The sequence below is a fragment of the Paenirhizobium daejeonense genome, from assembly GCF_014280875.1.
In the GTDB taxonomy this organism is placed as follows: Bacteria; Pseudomonadota; Alphaproteobacteria; order Rhizobiales; family Rhizobiaceae; genus Allorhizobium; species Allorhizobium daejeonense.
This window is the reverse complement of the sequence record NZ_JACLAL010000002.1, coordinates 177459-198557: the sequence shown is the minus strand read 5'-3', so window position 1 is coordinate 198557 and position 21099 is coordinate 177459. Positions and strand designations below refer to the sequence as shown.

At 59.5% G+C, this 21099-nt stretch carries 17 protein-coding genes and 1 riboswitch; of the genes, 8 read left to right on the top strand and 9 right to left on the bottom strand.

What is annotated here, in order from left to right; all coding sequences use genetic code 11:
- Positions 1-304: 304 nt before the first annotated feature.
- Positions 305-1681 (top strand): class II 3-deoxy-7-phosphoheptulonate synthase, encoded by a 1377-nt coding sequence (locus tag H4I99_RS04575; RefSeq protein ID WP_163899539.1) that lies wholly within the window; start codon positions 305-307, stop codon positions 1679-1681.
- Between the two features lie 63 nt (positions 1682-1744).
- Here the strand turns inward: H4I99_RS04575 and H4I99_RS04570 are convergent, their stop codons facing one another.
- Positions 1745-3475: a pilus assembly protein TadG-related protein gene (locus H4I99_RS04570; protein ID WP_163899537.1), complete on the bottom strand. Its 1731-nt coding sequence runs from the start codon at positions 3473-3475 to the stop codon at positions 1745-1747.
- Between the two features lies 1 nt (position 3476).
- Positions 3477-3899, bottom strand: a complete 423-nt coding sequence (locus H4I99_RS04565) for a TadE/TadG family type IV pilus assembly protein (protein WP_163899535.1) — start codon at positions 3897-3899, stop codon at positions 3477-3479.
- Positions 3900-4168: 269 nt separating this feature from the next.
- Between H4I99_RS04565 and H4I99_RS04560 the strand changes: the two genes are divergently transcribed.
- A complete protein-coding gene (locus H4I99_RS04560; RefSeq protein ID WP_163899533.1) occupies positions 4169-4594 on the top strand; it encodes a GFA family protein in 426 nt (141 codons plus the stop codon).
- Here the strand turns inward: H4I99_RS04560 and H4I99_RS04555 are convergent.
- The gene (locus tag H4I99_RS04555; RefSeq protein ID WP_244624912.1) at positions 4522-5337 is read right to left on the bottom strand and encodes a hypothetical protein; all 816 of its coding nucleotides are present in this window, start codon (positions 5335-5337) and stop codon (positions 4522-4524) included. The two genes, H4I99_RS04560 and H4I99_RS04555, sit on opposite strands and share 73 nt — an antisense overlap.
- A 356-nt stretch (positions 5338-5693) precedes the next feature.
- Positions 5694-7625, bottom strand: a complete 1932-nt coding sequence (locus H4I99_RS04550; RefSeq protein ID WP_425314356.1) for an LTA synthase family protein — start codon at positions 7623-7625, stop codon at positions 5694-5696.
- Positions 7626-7821: 196 nt separating this feature from the next.
- On the opposite strand from H4I99_RS04550, the gene H4I99_RS04545 reads away from it, so the two are divergent.
- The 4 genes from H4I99_RS04545 to H4I99_RS04530 all read left to right on the top strand — a co-directional run bounded on the left by H4I99_RS04545 (position 7822) and on the right by H4I99_RS04530 (position 13401).
- Positions 7822-9501, top strand: coding sequence for an NAD+ synthase (locus H4I99_RS04545; RefSeq protein WP_163899531.1), 1680 nt, complete (start codon positions 7822-7824; stop codon positions 9499-9501).
- A 30-nt stretch (positions 9502-9531) separates the two neighbouring features.
- On the top strand, positions 9532-10365 hold the full coding sequence (locus H4I99_RS04540) for a TolB family protein (protein ID WP_163899529.1): 834 nt from the start codon (positions 9532-9534) through the stop codon (positions 10363-10365).
- Positions 10366-10407: 42 nt separating this feature from the next.
- A riboswitch (cobalamin riboswitch) is annotated at positions 10408-10607 on the top strand.
- Positions 10608-10653: 46 nt separating this feature from the next.
- Positions 10654-11364, top strand: a complete 711-nt coding sequence (bluB, locus tag H4I99_RS04535; protein ID WP_163899527.1) for a 5,6-dimethylbenzimidazole synthase — start codon at positions 10654-10656, stop codon at positions 11362-11364.
- A 165-nt stretch (positions 11365-11529) separates the two neighbouring features.
- The gene (locus H4I99_RS04530; RefSeq protein WP_163899525.1) at positions 11530-13401 is read left to right on the top strand and encodes a methyl-accepting chemotaxis protein; all 1872 of its coding nucleotides are present in this window, start codon (positions 11530-11532) and stop codon (positions 13399-13401) included.
- A 64-nt stretch (positions 13402-13465) separates the two neighbouring features.
- Here the strand turns inward: H4I99_RS04530 and H4I99_RS04525 are convergent, their stop codons facing one another.
- The 5 genes from H4I99_RS04525 to H4I99_RS04505 form a co-directional block, all read right to left on the bottom strand.
- On the bottom strand, positions 13466-14536 hold the full coding sequence (locus H4I99_RS04525) for a DUF2865 domain-containing protein (RefSeq protein ID WP_163899523.1): 1071 nt from the start codon (positions 14534-14536) through the stop codon (positions 13466-13468).
- Between the two features lie 145 nt (positions 14537-14681).
- Complete coding sequence (locus H4I99_RS04520; protein WP_163899521.1) at positions 14682-15323, bottom strand: acyl-homoserine-lactone synthase; 642 nt, start codon at positions 15321-15323, stop codon at positions 14682-14684.
- Positions 15324-15454: 131 nt separating this feature from the next.
- Positions 15455-16201: a helix-turn-helix transcriptional regulator gene (locus H4I99_RS24660; RefSeq protein ID WP_163899519.1), complete on the bottom strand. Its 747-nt coding sequence runs from the start codon at positions 16199-16201 to the stop codon at positions 15455-15457.
- Positions 16202-16354: 153 nt separating this feature from the next.
- Positions 16355-18664 (bottom strand): NADP-dependent malic enzyme, encoded by a 2310-nt coding sequence (locus tag H4I99_RS04510; protein ID WP_163905727.1) that lies wholly within the window; start codon positions 18662-18664, stop codon positions 16355-16357.
- Between the two features lie 275 nt (positions 18665-18939).
- Positions 18940-19092: a lipoprotein gene (locus H4I99_RS04505; protein ID WP_163899517.1), complete on the bottom strand. Its 153-nt coding sequence runs from the start codon at positions 19090-19092 to the stop codon at positions 18940-18942.
- 374 nt (positions 19093-19466) lie between these two features.
- Here H4I99_RS04505 and H4I99_RS04500 point away from each other — a divergent pair, with 374 nt between their 5' ends.
- On the top strand, positions 19467-20063 hold the full coding sequence (locus H4I99_RS04500; protein ID WP_163899516.1) for a TetR/AcrR family transcriptional regulator: 597 nt from the start codon (positions 19467-19469) through the stop codon (positions 20061-20063).
- A 168-nt stretch (positions 20064-20231) separates the two neighbouring features.
- The gene (locus H4I99_RS04495; protein WP_163899514.1) at positions 20232-21092 is read left to right on the top strand and encodes a UDP-2,3-diacylglucosamine diphosphatase; all 861 of its coding nucleotides are present in this window, start codon (positions 20232-20234) and stop codon (positions 21090-21092) included.
- The last annotated feature ends 7 nt before the right edge of the window (positions 21093-21099 follow it).

Sequence of the window (21099 nt, the reverse complement as noted above, 5' to 3'; positions counted from 1 at the left end):
GATCTCCTCATCTCGCCGAGCGTCAAATCCCCCGACTGAATTCTTACGTTTACGTTCATGTGAATTCAAGATGCGAATGCAGGAGGTTGAAGCTAAGGTGTGCTGCGGGCGGTCCGCTTTTCAGTAAAACCTGATAGACTGGGATCTGGTTGCGCCAATGCAAGGGGCGGGGCGTGGCGGAAATGTGGACCCTGTGTACATCAAAGCCCTTCAACTTCGGCTTTGCAACGCCGATATATCCGTTTATAAGCCCCGAATTCCAAGCGGCCGGGAGGAGGCCGCCCTTTAACAGCAGGTGAAGACCATGGCACAGAATTGGACCCCAGGTAGTTGGCGACAGAAGCCGATCAAGCAGGTTCCCGCCTATCCGGACGCAGTAGCGCTCGCGGATGCGGAAGCGCAGCTTGCCAAGTATCCGCCGCTCGTCTTTGCCGGAGAAGCACGTCGCCTGACCAAGTCGCTTGCCAATGTCGCGGAAGGTAACGCCTTCCTGCTGCAGGGCGGGGATTGCGCGGAAAGCTTTGCCGAGCATGGCGCGGATACGATCCGCGACTTTTTCCGCGCTTTCCTTCAGATGGCTGTCGTCCTGACCTATGGTGCGCAGCTTCCGGTCGTCAAGGTTGGCCGTATAGCTGGACAGTTTGCCAAGCCGCGCTCCTCGGATTTTGAAAAGCAGGGCGATGTCGAGCTTCCGAGCTACCGTGGCGACATTGTCAACGGTATCGAGTTCACGCCGGAGGCCCGCGTCCCCAATCCGGAACGCCAGATCATGGCCTACCGGCAGTCGGCTGCGACGTTGAACCTGCTGCGCGCCTTCGCGATGGGTGGCTATGCCAACCTTGAGAACGTGCACCAGTGGATGCTTGGCTTCGTGAAGGACAGTCCGCAGGCCGAGCGCTACCGTAAGCTCGCCGACCGGATCTCCGAGACGATGAACTTCATGAAGGCCATCGGCATCACCTCTGACAACAATCCGAGCCTACGCGAGACGGATTTCTTCACCAGCCACGAGGCGCTGCTTCTCGGCTATGAGGAAGCGTTGACCCGCGTCGATTCCACGTCCGGTGACTGGTACGCGACCTCGGGCCACATGATCTGGATTGGCGACCGTACCCGCCAGGCTGACCATGCCCACCTCGAATACTGCCGCGGCATCAAGAACCCGATCGGTCTGAAGTGCGGTCCGTCGCTGCAGCCGGACGATCTTCTGAACCTGATCGATATCCTGAATCCGGCGAACGAGGCTGGGCGTCTGACCCTGATCTGCCGGTTTGGCCATGACAAGGTTGCCGACCACCTGCCGAAGCTGATCCGTGCCGTCGAGCGCGAAGGTCGCAAGGTCGTCTGGTCCTGCGATCCGATGCACGGTAACACGATCACGCTAAACAACTACAAGACCCGACCGTTCGAACGGGTTCTTTCGGAAGTCGAGAGCTTCTTCCAGATCCATCGGGCAGAAGGTTCGCATCCGGGCGGCATCCATATCGAGATGACCGGCAAGGACGTGACGGAATGCACTGGCGGTGCGCGTGCTGTTTCGGCAGAAGATCTGCAGGACCGCTATCACACCCATTGCGATCCGCGCCTCAACGCCGATCAGGCGCTCGAACTGGCTTTCCTGCTGGCCGAGCGCATGAAGGGCGGTCGCGACGAAAAGCGGATGCTGGTCGCCAACGGTTGATCTGGCTTCTTCCTAACATCCTGAAAGCCGGCGCCCTGAGGACGCCGGCTTTTTTGTATTCGCCTACTGGACGAGAACGGGTTGCTGGCAGCTGGCGTATGTCGCCCGCACATCGGCTTCGCCGATGCGGATGCCGAGCGCCAGCAGCGTGTTGTAGAGCAGGCTGTCGAGCGGAACCGTGAGGTTGGCGAGCGTCTGGGCTAGAGCGTTCTGTACTGCTTGTGGTGTTCCAAGCGTCAGCCCTGCAAGCCGGATATCGATGTCGAGATTCTTGAGCAGGGAGAATTGCAGCGTTGTTAACGTCTGGCTGGTCGAGACAGTCTTGATGGCGCCGCTGGCAATCTCGTTCGGCGTGAAGGTCAGTGTCTTTTTGTCCATGTTTGAGGCGTTTATATAGGCCAACGCATCGATACCCAGGAGCGGGGCCTGAACCAGAGTAGCCTTGGTCACCCGGGGCTTCGTGCCAAAGTTGGCAAAGGCGGTGGTATCGATATTGCCGAGGGCAATTTCGACAAGGCCCGGCACGGCCTCGATCCTCACGTCCGCGGAGCCGGTGCGGTCGCGGCAGTTGATCGCAGCAAGCTTTGCTTCGGCATGGGCGACCTCGATATAGAGCGGCACCTTGACCTTGATCCCTGCTAGCGCCAGGAGTCCGTCGGTGGAGACATTTACGGCGAGACGCGTTTGCGCCGTGCGAACGATGGTCCCGACGCCTCCGACCGCCGCTGGCGGCGTCGAGACCGGCGGCGCACCGATGGCGAGCGACAGTTTTGCGGAGGCGAGGCCTGGAATGGTTGCGCCCAGATCTACGGCGATCTGGTTTTTGCCATTGGCCGCGGATGCCGCCGCCGTCAGGAATTCGAAGACTCCGACGTCAACCGTCAGGTGGTCGGCGCTGCCGATCAGGCGTTCGGAATAGGGGCCGGGGTTGAGGACATTCTCAAGCTTGACCGTGAGCTTAGTCTTGGCAACCTGGCGCTTAAGTGCTTCGAGCGCTGACCTCGTCCTGGCGTCGAGGGTGGTCAGGCGAAGAACGGCGTCGATGACCTTGCCAAAGCTGACATCGGTTTTGAGGAGTTCCTCGTAGGTTATCGCCGTGAGGCCGAGGTCGATTGCAAGCGCGTCGAGCGCCTTCAGAACTGCAATGTCGGCATCGATGAGCGCGCGATAGTCCATGACATCCAGACTGACGCTGGTTCCGAGCAATCCGGAAAGCACCGCATTCAGCACACCGCCTTGCAGACTTGCCAGCCGCGAACCGATGGAGAAACTCGCCACCTTGTTTGCTGCGGCCGTACCCACTGCACCAAGGGTCGGCGGATCAGCGAAGGCACTGGCGAAAAAGAGTGGTTCCTTCCTGCGGACTTCAACCCTGACCGCATCGGGATAGCTGTTCGTCTGGACGAAGCGTGCATCCACCGACAGTGCGGGATCGGCGGTGTAGCGACCGGTGGCGACCGTGGCTACTGCGGAGTACTGGCTCACCTTGTCGAGTGGCACTACGCCGGTATCGGTGATAAGGCCGGAAGCCGTGGCTACGGGCATATCCAGCCCGTTCATCTTGAAATAGTCGAAAACGGCCTGTCCCGGATTTGACAGGCTCGAAGCAGCAGCGATGGCGGAAAGATCTGCTGCTTGCTGCAGCGCTCGCCGTTGCATGGTCAGGTGGCCGTAATCCACACCAAGCGCCAGAGTTCCGATGATCAGTGGGGCGACAAGCGCGGCCGAAACCGCGATGTTGCCAGTATCCTCCCTCAGGAGTTGTGCGCGGAGGGAGGCTAAACGATGTTTCATATCATATTCCTCCCACACGGATTGTTGCAAAACGTCGGATCACCTTGTCCGGCATGGCGAAACTATAAAGCTGCCAGATTGGCAGGCCCGATGCATCGTAGGAAATGCTGACTGTGAACTGTTCGGGATTTTTCGGGTCATCCTGCACTGCAACCGTCATGGCCTTGCCATCGAGGAAGGCATATTCGGGAGTCGTCACCTTCACGTATTTCTCTGCGAGCTGCTTGCGCTCGACCGATGATAATCCGGCAATGGCTGTCCGCGCCGCATCGGCGGTGAGTTGCTGTACTGCATGGCTCACGCTCAAGTAGATGCCGTAACCGATCATCGAAAAGACGACCATGAAGAAGACTGGGGCCAGAATGGCGAACTCTATTGCTGCGGCACCGCGCCTGTCTGTCAGTAAGCTTTGCCTTCTACGCATCCTGGAATACCCCCTCTACCGTGTATGCGTAATTTAGATTGTAATGAAACTCCTTGCTTATTAAGGTTTAGTTATTTCTGAATTGGCAATTATTGCTTGCATTAGATATTTTTCATATTGATGCATTGCAAAAAAGGATGCCGAGACTGCCAAAGCCCGGTGTTCAGGAAATCGCAATAAAAGCTTCAATGCTTTGCCATTGACCTCAAAGGGGTGGGAAGGCGAACCTGCGCCTGTCAAACAACGAGAAACAGTGGATAGAGGTAAACATGAGCGGCGAGCGACGAACCGGTGCGTGCCTGTGCGGAGCCGTTTCCTTCGAGGTGAAGGGAGCGCTGCGGCCGATCACATTCTGTCATTGCTCCCAGTGCCGCAAGCAGACGGGGCACTACTATGCGGCCACCAATGTCGCGCTGGAACACATCGAACTCAGGGGCGAGGACAACATTACGTGGTATCGGGCGAGCGATACGGCGGCGCGAGGCTTTTGTTGCACCTGTGGTTCGGTGCTCTTCTGGCGTGGCGACGGGCTCGATTACATGTCCGTTCTTGCCGGTGCTTTCCAAATGCCCACCGGCCTGGAACCGGGCTACCATATCTATTGCGCCGACAAGGGTGACTACTACGATCTTGACGATACGCTGCCGAAGTTTCCCGCCGACGGACCGCCGGCCGCTCCCACCACAACAGCCTGAGCCATCGCTGCGGGATTGGTTTCCGCAATCTCTTCAACGGCGTGGTTGTAGGCCTCGTCCAGAGCAGCAAACTTGGCGGACTGCCACGTGAAGTAGTCGCTGAGGAAAGCCTTCGAAAGCCACAGGTCGCCCCGTCGCCGAGGCTGATCCCATGCGAGAAGGTTTTCCAGTTCGGCCTTCTTGAACATGCGTTTCAGGTTGGTCGCCGAAATCATGTAGATGTCGCTCAGTTCGGCCAGCGTGAGGGGCCCGATGTTCGTGCGCTCCGCCTCAGGCTCGAAGGTTTCGATGCGGGCGATCAGGTCGTGCAGCACCATACCGCCGAGATCGGACCAAAGGAAATGGCCGATGGAGTCGGGTGGATCCCGCCAGATCGGATCCTCCACCAGCTTGGCGGCGGCAAAGGGTTGGGCAATACGGAAGATGCGCGGATCGGCTGCGGTCGTCGCTTCACGATTGCCGCCGTCAAGCCGGTCAAGACAGGCCATGTGACCTGTGAACCAGCTCATCATTGCAGTATTGCTAGCCTCTGTGGTTTCCAGAACGCGTACACGGCGGTCGGGCACATCTGGCACGTCGCGGAGAAACTTGTAGGCGACCAGTTCCGCCAGGAAGCCGGTTGCCGTGTTTCGGCTTGCTGCGCCGAGCTTCATGACGATCTCGACGAAGCGGGTTGCCGTCAGGCCTGAGAGGGGGTCGTCTTCAGTGCGCTGCAGGCTCAGCGCATAGAGCGACTGCGTCATCAACCATTTTCGGTGAGACGCCTTCAGGCGTGACAGCCTCGGCGTGCGGACGTGAATTTCTATAAGATGTTTCGCAATCTGCTTTTCGATCGACGGAAACGATGGATGGGCAGCAATCTCGGCTCGGGTCAATGACCGCATGGCTCGTTACGCTCTGATGAAATACTTGAACAAATCATTCCAGCAGGACGATGCCGTGATCGGTCGGCATAAGTGACCTCGCAAGAGACCGTCCCTTAGCCCTCCTTTCGGAGGCGCTTCCAACGTCAATGACGCTTTTCTTTCGTCCGCGCAAGATCCAAGGCAATGATAATGCGCACGATGCTGCTGCGGCAGTTCGTCCTTTCGTCGGGGTATCAGGACGACGGGTCGGGGAGGCGGTCGGTCATCTCGGGGAAGAAGCGCTCGACGCCGAACTGGTTTCCAAACATCATGTCGTGCTGCAGGAGCCGCAGGTCGCGGATCGTGGGATCGAGCGTCGTACCATTGACGGCCCAGTCGGTCTGCGTCTTGCCATTGCGTTCCACCAACAGATGGCGGTCGAAGACGGTGAAGCGTTCCTGTGCCCGGCCTAGGACGCCCGTGTAATAGGGGTGGCGATAACCGGCTAGCTTCACCACCAGCGAGGGAAGCTGGGCGGGGCTGACCGAGCCGATGTCTTTCTGTACCCCGCGCTTGGAGGACCAGACGACGAGTGGGGTCTCGTGTTCGCGCTTCATGACATCGAGCGGCGCCCTGCGGGTTGCGACCTGATCCGGCATATACCCGCTTTCAGGATAGACTGTGCCAAGGGGCGGCAGATGATCGCCGAACAACACAATGATGGTTTCGCGGCGACGCTTCTTCGCCCACTCCATCAACGTCTTGAGGCTCTTGTCCGCTTCACGTACGCCTTGGGCATAGGTTGCCAGCGTGTTGCGGCTTTGCGGAGAAAGCACGGCTTCATCCAGTTCGACAGTGTTGCTGGCGTAGCGGTTCGCCTCGTAGGGCCCGTGTCCCTGCAGGGTGACGGCAAAGAAGAAAAACGGTTCTGCGGTATCGTCACCTACACGCATGATTTCGCGGGTCAACGACTCGTCGGAGGCGAAGATGCCGCGCTTTTCCATGGCCGGCATGTTCTCTTCTGAAGAAAAACTATCGAAGCCTAGGGACTTGTAGACGTTTGCGCGGTTCCAGAACCAGCTCTGGAAGGGGTGGAAGGCCTTGCTGGTGTAGCCCTTGGATTCGAAGAAGGTGGCAAGCGAGGGCAGCGGACGGCGAACATACTGCTGGTAGGGAATGCTTCCATAGGGGAGGAAGGCATTGGAGAAGCCGGTGAGTGCTTCGAATTCTACATTGGCGGTCATGCCGCCGAATTCCGGCGAAAAGACATTACCGGATTGGCTGGCGCGGATGGTCGGCATCGGGTCTGGGGAAAAGCCGACATTGGAAAGGCGGGTCGGATCCCAAAGGGACTCGCTCATCACCATGATGACGTCGGCATGGCGGCCGGAGAAGAAACTGGCGGGCACTCGGTCGGCCGGAATATCGGCGATCGCGTCGCTGCCATAGCCTTCCGGGGCCGACACGTTGGCCATTGGTGCGTTGAAAGCGAATGCAAGCAGAAAGCCGTTATGACGATAGTTTTCCTGCTGGTCCCACATCATGGGAATGATGTTCAGCCGGTCGCGCAGGTAGGAATAGGACGTTGCATCCATCAGGGACAGGAAGGCGCCGATGACCGGCAGCGCCACGAGCAGGCGACCAAGCTTGGAAATGCCGTTGAGGCGCGGAAAGCGTTTCCAGCTGACGACAAACAGATAGGCGAGAATGCCGATCGTTGCCAGAGTGGCGGCGGAGATAGCGACGGCCGTGAAAGGCTTTGCCGCCACCATGACAGGCAACAGCTCCATGATCTGGCGCCCGAAGAGGAGGTCGCTGGGATAGAGCGGATCGGACAGGAAAAGCTGCTTTTGTCCGGAAAAGAAGGCAGGCAGCAGCGTCAGCGGAACGATGACCAGCGCCGACTGGTAGGCACGGCCGAATAGCGCGTCTCCTGCCAGCAGCAAGAGGAATATGATGCCAGCTGCCACGAGGCCGGGTCGGTCCGGCGAGAGCATGTAGTCGGAAATGTCTATGAGGCTGCCGCGTGCCAGCCATTCGCTGCAGATGACGGTAAGGATCGCGATGCCGAGGGATGTGGCAATCGTGACAAGCGTTGCTTTCGCCTGCTGACGACCTGCCTGTACCACGGTGGCCTGTGGGGCGGAGTTCGACGAAACCGCCTGCTCTGAGCCAATCTCAAGCACCTTGCTCTCCAGCTATCAAGTGATGTCATTCAAACTTTGCATAGCTGTCACATAACCGTCATGAATGCCAGATGAACTGACTGTCTACACCGTTTTTTCAAATGGAATCTGTTATCCTGGCGATCTTTTGCTCCTCGCGCTTCCCAAGGCCTACGCCCACGTTGCGATTGTCATCGTCACGCGCTAAACCTGCCCCATGAGCGACACACCCATTCGACCCGACATACTGCGCATCGCCATTGCGCAATTCGACCCGACGGTCGGCGACGTTGCCGGCAATCTTGCGAAGGCGCGGGAAGCACGCGCCGAGGCGGCCGCGCAGGGGGCCGACCTGCTGCTTTTGACCGAACTGTTCATCTCCGGCTATCCGCCAGAGGATCTCGTGCTTAAGCCGGCCTTCCTCAAGGCGTGCCTGCATGCCGTCGAGCAGCTTGCCGCCGATACGGCTGACGGTGGGCCGGGTGTCATAGTCGGGTTCCCGCGGCAGGGGCAGAAGGGTCGGCACAATTCCGCCGCCGTTCTCGATGGCGGCAAGGTCATCGGCCTTCGCGACAAAATCGATCTGCCCAATTACGGCGAATTCGACGAAAAGCGTGTTTTCGTCGAGGGTGATATGCCGGGGCCTGTAAACTTCCGCGGCGTTCGGCTTGGTATTCCGATCTGCGAGGAAATCTGGAACGATCTCGGCATTTGCGAGACGCTGGCCGAGACAGGTGCGGAAATCCTGCTCGTTCCCAACGGTTCGCCCTACTATCGCGGCAAGGTCGATGTGCGCTATCAGGTGGCACTGCGTCAGGTGATCGAGAGTGGCCTGCCGCTGATCTTCGCCAATCAGGTCGGTGGGCAAGACGAACTGGTCTTCGACGGTGCGAGCTTCGCTTTCAATGCCGACAAGTCGCTGGCTTTCCAGATGAGCCAGTTCGAACCGACGATGGCTGTGACGACGTGGAAGCGCGCCGAGGACGGCTGGCGATGCACGGACGGACCGATGTCGCACATTCCGGAAAAGGAAGAGGCGGATTATCGCGCCTGCGTTCTTGGTTTCCGCGACTATGTCAACAAGAACGGCTTCAAGAGTGTTGTTCTCGGCCTTTCCGGCGGCATCGATTCCGCCCTGTGCGCGGCGATTGCCGTCGATGCGCTAGGCGAGGAGAGGGTGCGCACGGTGATGCTGCCCTATCGTTACACCTCGCAGGAATCCTTTGCCGATGCCGAGGCCTGCGCGAAGGCGCTGGGCTGCCATTATGACATCGTGCCGATCGCCGAACCGGTCGAAGGTTTTCTTTCTGCGCTTTCGGACATGTTCGAGGGAACGGACAGCGGCATCACGGAAGAGAACCTTCAGAGCCGCGCTCGTGGCACAATCCTGATGGCGATCTCCAACAAGTTTGGCTCAATGGTGGTGACTACCGGCAACAAGTCGGAAATGTCAGTCGGTTATGCGACGCTGTACGGCGACATGAACGGTGGCTTCAATCCGATCAAGGACCTCTACAAGATGCAGGTCTACGCGCTTTCCGGTTGGCGCAATGCGCATGTGCCGCCGGGTGCACTCGGGCCGTCGGGAGAAGTCATCCCTGCCAATATCCTCTCCAAAGCTCCTTCCGCCGAGCTTCGGCCGAACCAGACCGACCAGGATTCGCTACCGCCCTATCCGGTGCTCGACGACATTCTCGAATGCCTCGTCGAAAAGGAAATGGCGGTCGAGGACATCGTGGCCCGTGGGCATGACGTGGCGACGGTGCACCGGGTAGAGCATCTGCTCTATCTTGCCGAATACAAGCGGCGTCAGTCCGCGCCCGGCGTGAAGATCACCAAGAAGAACTTCGGGCGCGACCGGCGCTATCCGATCACCAACCGATTCCGGGACCGCTGACGGCGCTCCGGCGCACGCACTGGAGGGGACATGCGAAGCTCGCTCGAGATCTTCAATATCCGCACGCGCGAGCACCGCATCGTCTGGCAAACGGAGCGACTGGTCGAGGCGCCAAACTGGTCGCCCGATGGCCGTTACCTGCTGGTTAACAGCGACGGCCTGCTTTATCGCCTGCCGCCGGATGGTGACGGCGAACCCCGGCAGATCGACACGGGCTTCGCCACCCGTTGCAACAACGATCACGGCATTTCACCGGACGGCCGGTTCATCATGTTGTGCGACAAGGTGGAACACGGCAGGACCTGCATGTACATCCTGCCGGCCGAGGGTGGAACTCCACGCCAGATGACGGAAAACCTGCCGTCCTATTGGCACGGATGGTCGCCCGACGGCCGCTTCGTGAGCTATTGCGGTATCCGGGATCAGATCTTCGATATCTACACCATATCGGTAGAGGGTGGCTTCGAGACGCGTCTGACCTTCGGAGAGGGGCGCAATGATGGTCCCGACTGGTCGGCCGATGGCGAGTGGATCTATTTCAATTCGAGCCGCACGGGCTTGATGCAGATCTGGCGCATCCGTCCCGACGGTCGGGATTTGCAGCAGCTGACCGACGACGATTTCGGCAACTGGTTTGCGCATCCTTCGCCTAGGAACGACAAGGTCGTCCTGATTTCCTACGATCCCGAGGTCTTCGATCATCCGCGCGACCTCAACGTCAGGATGCGCCTGATGGACATGGATGGCGGCAACATCGAAACGCTTTTCGAGCTGTTCGGCGGTCAGGGGACGATCAACGTGCCGAGCTGGTCGCCGGATGGAGACGAGTTCGCCTATGTCAGGTACTTTCCCGAACAGGATTGACGATCTGTCGCAAACGGCGGTTTGCGCGGCAGCGTGCTTGTTGTAGAAACATTCACGTCAGGTGCCCGCGCGCTGTTGCGGGAGAATCGGGAAGCCGGTGGAATTCCGGCACGTGCCCAACGCTGTGAGGTGGATGCCCCGTCATCGGATCTTCGGATCCGGACCACTGACCGTGAGGTCGGGAAGGTTGAGCGGAGCAGAGGAAGCCCAGTCAGAAGACCGGCCTGACGAGATAGACTTGCACTGCGCGGACGGCAGGCGGTTGCTGGCATTGTTGGGGATATGACGATGCGCAACGAACCGAACGATCATCTCGTGCGGGCAGGTGCCTTTTCAGCCGAGGAGCGGAAGGCCGTGTACCGAGCCATTCGCAGCCGTCGCGACGTACGCGATCAGTTCCTGCCTGATCCTTTACCGGACGAACTCATATGGCGTCTGTTGCAGGCGGCGCATGACGCGCCGTCAGTTGGCTTCATGCAGCCGTGGAATTTTCTGGTGGTGCGCGATGCCGCTAAGCGCGAGGCCGTATGGCAGGCGTTTTCCCGGGCCAACGAAGAGGCCGCCGCGATGTTCTCGGGCGAACAGCGCCAGAATTATCAGCGGTTGAAGCTCGAAGGCATTCGCAAGGCGCCTGTCGGCATCTGCGTGACATGCGATTCGACACGGGGCGGTCCTGTCATTCTCGGACGAACCCACAATCCTCGCATGGACAGTTATTCGACGGTCTGTGCGGTTCAGAACCTGTGGCTTGCTGCCCGAGCCGAGGGGGTAGGGGTCGGATGGGTCAGCATCTTCCATCAGGACGACCTGCGGTCGGTGCTTTCGATACCAGAGCATGTCGAGATCATCGGCTGGTTCTGCCTTGGCTATGTCGACCGTCTTTTCGATCAGCCGGAACTTGCAGTGAAGGGCTGGCGACAGAGGATCCCGCTGGAAGAGTTGGTCTACGAGGAGACCTGGGGGGCGCCGTCGGAATCTCGCGCCCAGGAGTGCTCCTGACCAAAAATGGTTCGTCGGGGAGCCTTTATGTTTAATAAACATTAAGCGCTGCGACCTAATCCTCTCGTTACGTAAGGGTGGTTGCGATTGCATGATGCAGTAGTTGCTCGCCGGATGAACAGGCCTTCCGCTTCCCACGGGTGTCATATCTCTTCTGGAGACCTCATGTATCTTTTGCGCATTCGCCTAGGCAGGGCGGTACCCGCCGCTATTGCCGGACTCGTGTTGGTGAGTTCGGCGGTCCTCGCCATCTCCGATATTGCGGGACAACGGCAGTTGAATTCCCTCATCAGCCTCTACGACAACGAACGAAAGGTCGATCTTCAGCTACGCGAACTTATTTCGCTGCAGAAGGAGGTGGAGCTCGCAATCGTGGGCACGCAGGAAGCCTTGACCGATATTTCCGCCACACAGGCTCTCGATGGTCTCGATGACGGGTTCAAGATCGCGGAGGATGAATCCGTTCGACTTCACCAGAAGGCGCAACGGATTGAGGTGCTGGCGGGCAGTCTGTCGGCTCCTGAACTGGTTCCGGCCATCGTTCAGCTGACCAAACGTTATGAGGAGTTCCACCAGGGCGGAATTGCCATGGCCAAGGCTTACATCGCCGCTGGTCCTGCCGAGGGCAACAAGCTCATGGGCAATTTTGACGGCTTTTCTGATGCCCTTCAGAAGGAGATAGAAGCCACGAGTTCGATTGTCGGTGCGATCGTTGCACGTGAGGATGCAAAGGCCGACGCAGACATCGCGGAAACGCACGCGAAGGCGGAAGCCATGGCGCTGACGCTTGCCGCACTCGGAGTCGTGATGATCGGGTGCGGCGCCTTGCTGGCCTTCTTCGTTTCCCGTCGGCTGCTCGCTCCGCTCAATCGCGTGACTGCGGCAATGAATGCGCTCGCGGAAGGAAACAGCGATGTCGAATTGGCTGGCGCCGAGCGGGTCGATGAAATCGGCGATCTCGCCCGCTCCTTCCAGAATTTCCGTGAGAACCTGATCGCGCGCCGGAATGCTCAGCAAGAGGAGCAGCGTAATCGTGATCGAGTGCAGCAGTTGCAGTCGAAGAATGAGGCCGAACGCATGGCTGAACTCGAACGCACGAAAGCGGCCGTGGATGCGCTCGCCGGAGCGCTGGACAGTCTCGCCCATGGTGACCTGACGGCGCGTATCGATACGCATCTTGATGGTGAATATGATCGGCTGCGCGACAACTTCAACCAGTCCGCCCGCAAGCTGCAGGCCGCGATGGCCGGCATTACCGGTATTTCGCACGAGATCCGCTCCAGTTCGTCTGAAATGCGTTCCGCTTCCGACGATCTCGCCCGGCGCACCGAGCAGCAGGCCGCCGCTCTCGAGCAGACCGCTGCCGCTCTGAACCAGATCACCATTACCGTGAAAAATGCCGCTGCTATCGCTGACGGGGCTAGCCGTAAGGTCGGCGAGGCGAATCGTCGTGCAGAACAATCCGACCAGATCGTACACAGCGCGATCGAGGCGATGGGCAATATAGAGCAGAGCTCTTCCCAGATCGGCAAGATCATCGGCGTGATCGACGAAATCGCTTTCCAGACCAACCTGCTCGCGTTGAATGCCGGCGTCGAGGCTGCTCGGGCCGGCGAGGCGGGCAAGGGCTTTGCCGTCGTCGCGCAGGAGGTCCGTGAACTTGCCCAGCGTTCGGCCAACGCGGCAAAGGAAATCGCTGCCCTTATCCAAAAATCGAACGAAGCGGTCAGCAGTGGCGTTTCACTGGTGCATCAGTCCGGCGACATTTTGAGCCTGATCCAGGCGAATGTCATGGAAATCAATGGCGATATAAGGGCCATCGTTACCGGAGCGCATGAACAGTCGACGGGTCTGTCAGAGATCAATGCGGCCATCACCCAGATGGATCAGGTGACCCAGCAGAATGCCGCCATGGTCGAGGAAACGAGCGCTGCTGCCCATAAGCTGGCGCAGGAGGCAGAAGAACTGGCCGGTCAGGTCAATCAGTTCCGACTGTTGGATCAGACCGCTCGAGGCGTGGTATCCCGCGCTGCCTGAGTGCGGGTCAACGTAATGGAAGATAAGACGACCGGTCACCGTGTGACCGGTCGTCTTCGTTTCGTTACTGGAGAGGCTGCGGTCCGGGCGCTGCCGGATGTCGAAGGTCGAGATTCCCCTGATCAGGGGCGAGGAACGATGGCCCAACGCGCCGGATCTTGCTGTCCTCAGCATCATAGGGACGCTCGGCGGGTGTCGATGATACCTGCTGGGCCGGTATGCTCGCTGGAACCTTCGGCTTCACCTCGATGACGGCAGACTTGTAATCCGGGACGCTCATGGCCGTGTTGCTTTCCCGCATCTTCGAGTAATAGGCGCCGAGATTGCATTCGCAGGCGGATTTTTCGCCGGCCGGCCGGTTCAGATAGGAAAAGGCGGTTGGAAGCTCGCGATAGGGCCGGCCCGTCTGGGTCGAGACCATATCGGCGCTCTCGCCTGACATCATCGAGTGATAATAGAGCTCCGTCTCAACGCCCGGGCACATCTGTTGGCAGGTGTCGGCATCCCGCCGGAAGTTCATAGGCGAGGTATTGGACGATATCGGGAAAAAGCCGCCATCGCAGGTACGGACGCAAAGCGTGCGTAGATTGCCGTAGCCCGCCGCTTCATCGAGCGCAGAGGTCATGCGATTGTCGGATTCTTCTTGAGCGGAAGACTGTCCTTCGGCATCGAGGTTCTGGCCTTCCGACAATGTAGCCTCGGTATCGACGGGAGGTTCATTGTTGCAGCCGTTTACGTCGAGGGCGGCGAGAATGCGCGCCTTGGTCGTCTCGTCCGGGCCGCTTTTGCGCAGCGCTTCCAGCCGGGAAGTGAGGTCGCGTCTGTTCTCTTCCATTCTGGTCAGAGCGGAAGAAAGATCCGAACAGTCATTGCCGCCGTCGGCGCGGATCACCACAATAGCGGAGGTGTCGCAACGCAGGCGGCGCATATCCTGACGGGTCTTGCGGATCTCGATGTTCTGCCGGGCTATGGCACTGGAATAACGGCGGAATTCGCTGCTGTTGCCGATGATCTGGCTGCTGTTCGTCAGCCCGTCGCGCAGTTGTTCGCACACAGCCGAGGCGTGGGCGGCAATCGGCTGACACGCCAGCACGGCGGCGAATGCCAGCAGAAATCGTTTCTTGCCGCGCTGCAAATGGTGTCCCCGGTCTAGTTCGTGCCACTCTGGCTCATATTCGATGAGCCTATATGTAATGTAACCATAATTAGCGAGTGACGAAGTGCCAACCGGGAACACTTATTTGTGTTAACGGGCCTTGTATCGGCGCGACCGAAATGCGTCAGGCGGCGCGAGCGCGGCCGAGCGCTGAAACATCCTCGAGGACGCGGCCGTCGATGGAGGCAATGGCCTTCATGCCGGCAAGCATTTGCGTGTCGATTTCCCAGCCGACGGCAACCGCGAAGACCGAGCCGATCTTGCGGGGCTCCCCGATGCGCTCGCCGGGGCATCCCATGCGTCGGAACATGCGTTCGAGGAAGACGTCGGTCACCGTGACGATATGCGAGATATCGGAGGCGAGGCAGAGTTCTCCCACACCGCACATCAGTTCTGCGGCGGCCACCGTTACCTGGTTGGAGGCGCGGTCCTGGGAAATCTCCGGTTCTATGCAGAAACGGCTGGATTCCCAGACGGAGGCGCTACGGATTTCCGGTTCGTCGCCCAGCAGGATGGGAAAGGTATCGTCCAGCATGTTGGGTCCGAGCGTCGGCAGCAGCCGCAGCGAGCCGCGCAGGCGGCCTTCCGGCGAATAGGAGAGGACATAGACCGGGTTGGCGGCGTCGTAGTGGTCGATCTCCCAGTCGCCCTTCACGGAGACGTCCCACTTCAACAGATCGTGGAAGACCTTCTTGCGAAGGGCGTGCATTTCGGCGATCTCGGTTGAATGGCTTTCGCGGTTCGCGGCGGTAATGATCCTGATCATGGCAATTTCCTTCCGTGGTTGGAGAGGAAAAAATGCCGAACTGCATAGGAATTTAAACTGTCGGTAGTGACAGTGTATAACTTTGCAATTTTTGATTATCATTCCGGACCGCCTGATCCGGAGTATACGAACTACCCGTCACTGGCTGTGGTGATCAGGCCTCGCCAGACAGCCTCAGCGACTGCCTGCGTGTTGGTGGCGACGTTCAGCTTGCGCCTGGCATTCGACATGAAGAAACGCACTGTGCGTTCCGATATGCCGAGGATCACGGATGTCTCCCAGTAACTCTTGCCGGCTGCCGCCCAGGTGAGAGTTTCCCGTTCACGGGTAGTGAGTTCTGATTTTCTCCGACCGGACATCGCGCTATGGGTGCGGCCGGTGACGAGGTGGGCGTGAAATCGTGTGGCAAGGTCATGCAGGTAAGGGTCGTTCTGGCGTCGGTAGCGAGCCCATTCAGCGGCTGGAAGGTTGGAATTCACTGCCATCAGGGCCGAGCGTCCCTCGCGCGCTGCCAGTGGATAAACGACGCCATGGGGAGTGATCGCGAGAGCCGCAGAAAGCTGATGCAACGTCTGCGCTTCGATGGTGCGGCCAATGAACCACGACCAGTCGAGAATGCCGATCGCATTGAAGGCTTCCCGCATCGAGGGGCGGGTGACATGGTCGGGAAGAGCCTTGACGGCGCGCACCAGGACCGGCGTGAAAGTGTGGTGCAGCCGGTGTAATCTGACGCCCGCGGGAGTGATGGTGGCTTCGGCGTAGAGCAGATTGGCAAGGCCAAAGGCCTTTTGTATCCTTCTGAAAAACTGTTGCGGTCGAACGCCCTTTTCGCTTTCAAGCCAGTCCAGCAGGTCGAAATAGCCGCCCTGGTATGTCATCCTGAAACCCTGAAATTACACGGGTCGAGATTGGGCGGCGGACAGGCGGTTGTCCAGCCAAATTTTGGGCATGTCCCGGCTTCGGGAAGTCGGCGCATTATCCCCGCCAATCGGTGGCGAGGATATTCTTTTTCAACTATTTAACGGCTTGCATCAACCGGGCTGGGAAGCCTCGACAACGGCGAGGGCCGCCATGTTGACCACGCCGCGGGAGGTGACCGACGTCGACAGAACATGGGCCGGAAGCGCCGCTCCTAGGAGGATGGGCCCGACATGCAGGGCGTCCATCATGGTGCGAACGATGCCGAGCGAAATGTTGGCGGCGTCGAGATTGGGGAATACCAGCAGGTTAGCTTCACCGGTCAACGTGCTGTGCGGCATCGCCCGCTTGCGCAAGCTTTCCGAAAGGGCGGAGCCGCCCTGCATTTCGCCGTCGACTTCGAGTTCGGGAGCCTGTTCTCGTATGAGCTTCAACGCGGCGCGCATCTTGCGGGAGCTTTCGGAATCGCGCGAACCGAAGTTAGAATGCGCGACCAGCGCCGCTCGCGGAGTGATACCGAAGCGACGGATTTCCTGCGCTGCGAGGATCGTCATTTCGGCGATCTCGGCTGCGGAAGGATTGTAGGTCACGAAGGTATCGGTGAAGAAGATCGCGCCGCGCTGCGAGATCAGCAGGCTGAGGCCCGAAAAGGCGCAAACGCCGGGCTTCTTGCCGATGATCTGGTGGACATCGCGCAGATGGCGATCGTAGCGGCCTTCCACACCGCAGATCAGCGCATCGGCTTCGCCGCGCTTGACGGCGAGCGCCCCGATCACGGTGTTGTTGGTGCGCACGATGGTACGCGCGGCTTCCGGGTTGATGCCTTCGCGGCCGACAAGAGCGAAATAGTCATCGACATATTCACGGTAGCGCGGATCGTCTTCCGGATTGACGAGGCTGAAATCGACGCCCGGGCGGATGCGCAGTCCGAAACGGTTGAGGCGGGCCTCAATGATCTGGGGACGGCCGATCAGGATAGGCTGTCCGGTACCTTCCTCGAGCAGGACCTGGGCTGCGCGCAGCACGCGCTCGTCTTCGCCTTCCGCGAAGATGACCCGCTTCTGCGCCTTTTTTGCTGCCGCGAAGATCGGCTTCATGACGAAGCCCGAGCGGAAGACGAAGCGGTTCAACAGGTCGAGATAGCTGTCGAAGTCGGTGATCGGGCGCTTGGCCACGCCGCTTTCGGCGGCGGCGCGCGCGACGGCCGGCGCAATGCGCAGGATCAGGCGCGGATCGAACGGCGAGGGGATCAGGTAGTTCGGTCCGAAGGTCGGGGTTTCGCCCGTATAGGCGCGGGCGGCAACTTCCGAGACTTCCTCGCGGGCAAGTGCCGCGATGGCGCGCACGGCGGCCATCTTCATCTCTTCGTTGATGGTTGTCGCGCCGCAATCGAGCGCACCGCGGAAGATGTAGGGGAAGCAGAGGACGTTGTTGACCTGGTTCGGGAAGTCGGAACGACCCGTGCAGATCATTGCGTCCGGCCGGGCTTCGCGGGCGAGATCCGGCATGATTTCAGGCGTCGGATTGGCGAGCGCCATAATCAGCGGCTTTTCAGCCATTTTCGCCAGCAGGTCAGGTTTCAGGACACCAGCAGCCGAAAGGCCGAGGAAGACGTCTGCGCCCTCGATGGATTCCGCCAGAACGCGCTTGTCAGTCTCCTGGGCATACACAGATTTCCAGCGGTCCATCAGCACTTCGCGGCCAACATAGACGAGGCCTTCGACGTCGTGGACCCAGATGTTTTCGCGGCGTGCGCCGAGCGTCACCAGCAGGTTGAGGCAGGCGAGTGCTGCGGCGCCGGCGCCCGAGGCGACGATCTTCACATCCTCGATCTTCTTGCCGGCGAGCTCCAGGCCGTTGAGGATGGCGGCCGCGACGATGATTGCCGTGCCGTGCTGGTCGTCATGGAAGACGGGGATGTTCATCTTCTCGCGAAGCTGGGCTTCCACCTCGAAGCATTCCGGCGCCTTGATGTCCTCAAGGTTGATGCCGCCGAAGGTGGGTTCCAGCGCGGAGACGGTGGATACCATCGCATCGACGCCGGCAGCGTCGATCTCGATGTCGAAGACGTCGATGCCTGCGAACTTCTTGAACAGAACCGCCTTGCCCTCCATCACCGGCTTGGAGGCCAGTGGCCCGATATTTCCAAGGCCGAGCACCGCCGTGCCGTTGGAGATGACGGCTACGAGATTGCCGCGGGCCGTGTAATCGGCGGCGGTTTCCGGCTCGTCGCGGATCGCGAGGCAGGGCGCGGCAACACCCGGAGAATAGGCGAGCGCCAGGTCGCGCTGGTTGCCCAGCGGCTTGGTGGCCTGGATCTCAAGCTTTCCGGGACGGGGATAGCGGTGATAAAACAGGGCCTGTTCATCGAGGTCCGCGACTGCGGTCGTCGGCTGCGGCTTGTTTTTTTCGGGAGCGTTCATCTTGTCCATCGGCATCGTCGTTTCAGGTTATCGAGATCCCTGAATACACCAATTGGCCCGGGGGGGAAGTCCCATTCGGTTCTGATCGCAACCACTTTACCCGGTGCTCATGAGGCAATGGCCGGATGGTGGCTCCCATCTGGCCATTGCAGCTTCTTGCCGTGCCTGTTTCGGCCCAATGCACGCGCTTGAACGATGCAGGTCCCGTCGCATATAGCCCTGCATGGGGAGAGCGGGCGGTGGCACCGGCGAAAACGAATGTCCGAGGATGGACCTCAGACCGAAGGCGTGATGACAGGAGGCAGAGAAGTGGGGCCGATGCCGTATTTCGACTTGGCGGCCGGGGTGTTGCCTGTAGTTTCGCTGGTGGTCTGTGCGCAGGCGGCGAGTGTGAGGACAAGGCCTAATGCGACGATGAGTTTCTTCACGGAATTTCTCCTTGTCGGGCCTTCCGGGAGGATGGTTTCTCATGGCCCGTGGACGAGATGTTGATGAGAAAGGCAATTTCGATCTAGATTGAACACATGTGTTCAAAAGTCAACAGTTTTGTCCGTTTGCCGCAGGTAGATGAAGCTGGCCGTTTCGAGGTGAATGATCTGGCGTCCAAGGGTGGGAATCTGATATTCGGATTGCCGTTTCCGATGGGTTGCGTTCACGCGAAGAATAGGGAACTTCGTCCGGATTCATGTGTTTACCGGTCGTTTCTCACAATCGGAATCAGGATGATTGAAATGTGTTTGGCAACGGGAATGAATGTCGGACGATTTCGGGCCGACGGATGGACCACGGAGATCATCTTCACGTGCCAAATGTAAAATGCCGTATCTACGATGCCGCCATGCGGCTTTTTTCCAGCAAAGGTTCTGATCGGGTGACGATCAGCGAGCTTGCAGAGGAGGCGGGTGTCGCGCGTGGAACCGTCTATAACGCCATACCGGACCCAGGCAGGCTGTTCGAGGATATCGCGGGGGATCTGGCGAGCGAGATGCTGCTCAAGGTGCGCGGCAATCTGGAGGCGATCAACGATCCGCCATTGCGGCTGGCCTGCGGCATTCGGCTTTTCATCCGCAGATCGCATGAAGAGCCGCAATGGGGCCGGTTCATGGTGCATTTCGGTTTCAGCAACCGCACGCTTCAGGGCCTGCTTGCCGGCACATCCGGCGAGGACCTCAGGCTCGGGATAGAGAATGGCCGCTATGCGATCCGGCATGAACAGGCCAATTCGGCGTTGGCGATCATCGGCGGCGCGACGCTTTCCGGCATGATGCTGGTGCAGGAGGGCTACAAGACCTGGCGGGATGCCGGCAGCGAGGTTGCCGAGCTTGTTCTTGTGTCGCTAGGGGTGGAGCGGGAGGAGGCCGGGCTTCTCTCCCGGCACCGACTGCCCGAGCTGGCGTAAACCGCCCGACGGTCTCGGGTATCGGTGACCGTTGTGTGCCCAAAGGCCGTTTCCGGCCATTCTTGCCCGGATCTTTCCGCTGAAAACGGCATATCCCCTGCGTGTCATCTTCCTGAAACACGAGTCTGGTTTGAGCCAGTCATGGTTTCATGAGGCGAGATCAAGAGGATGGCGACCGTGAGTGGGCAGACGGATACGCGGCATTTCAGAACCCTTTTCATTTCCGATGTACATCTGGGTTCAAAGGCGGCGAAGACCGACTTTCTTCTCGATTTTCTACGGACACACGAGGCCGACACGATTTTTCTCGTCGGCGATATCGTTGATGGCTGGCGGCTGAAGCGAAGCTGGTACTGGCCGCAGGATTGCAACGACGTCGTGCAGAAGCTCTTGCGCAAGGCGCGCAAGGGGACGCGTATCGTCTACATTCCTGGTAATCATGACGAATTCCTGAGGGGTTTTCCGGGCACCCATTTCGGCGGCATCGAAGTCGCCGAGCGCATGATCCACGAGACCGCCGACGGCAGGAAATATCTGGTCCTGCACGGGGACGAATTCGACGTCGTGGTGCGCAATGCGCGGCTGCTCGCCTATCTTGGCGACTGGGCCTATGACACAGCTATTGCGATCAACTTCCTGCTTGCCGGATTTCGGCGCCGGCTGGGGATGCCCTACTGGTCGTTCTCCTCCTGGGCCAAGCAACAGGTGAAGCAGGCGGTCAACTTTATCGGTGAGTTCCAGCGGGTGGTTGCCGAGGAAGCGAGGCGTAACGAGGTCGATGGCGTGATCTGTGGTCACATCCATCATGCCGTCATGGAGGATATTGACGGCATCCACTACATCAACACCGGTGACTGGGTGGAAAGCTGCACGGCAATCGCCGAACATCCCGATGGCCGATTCGAACTGATCAACTGGGGCCATCTTGTGGGCGCGGCCAAGCCTGCAGGACGGCTTGTCATGGCTCCGGTGCCGCTGACGCTTGCTTCGATCAAGCAGGAAGCCGACGAGGACATTCGCGCGGCGTGAGGCCACG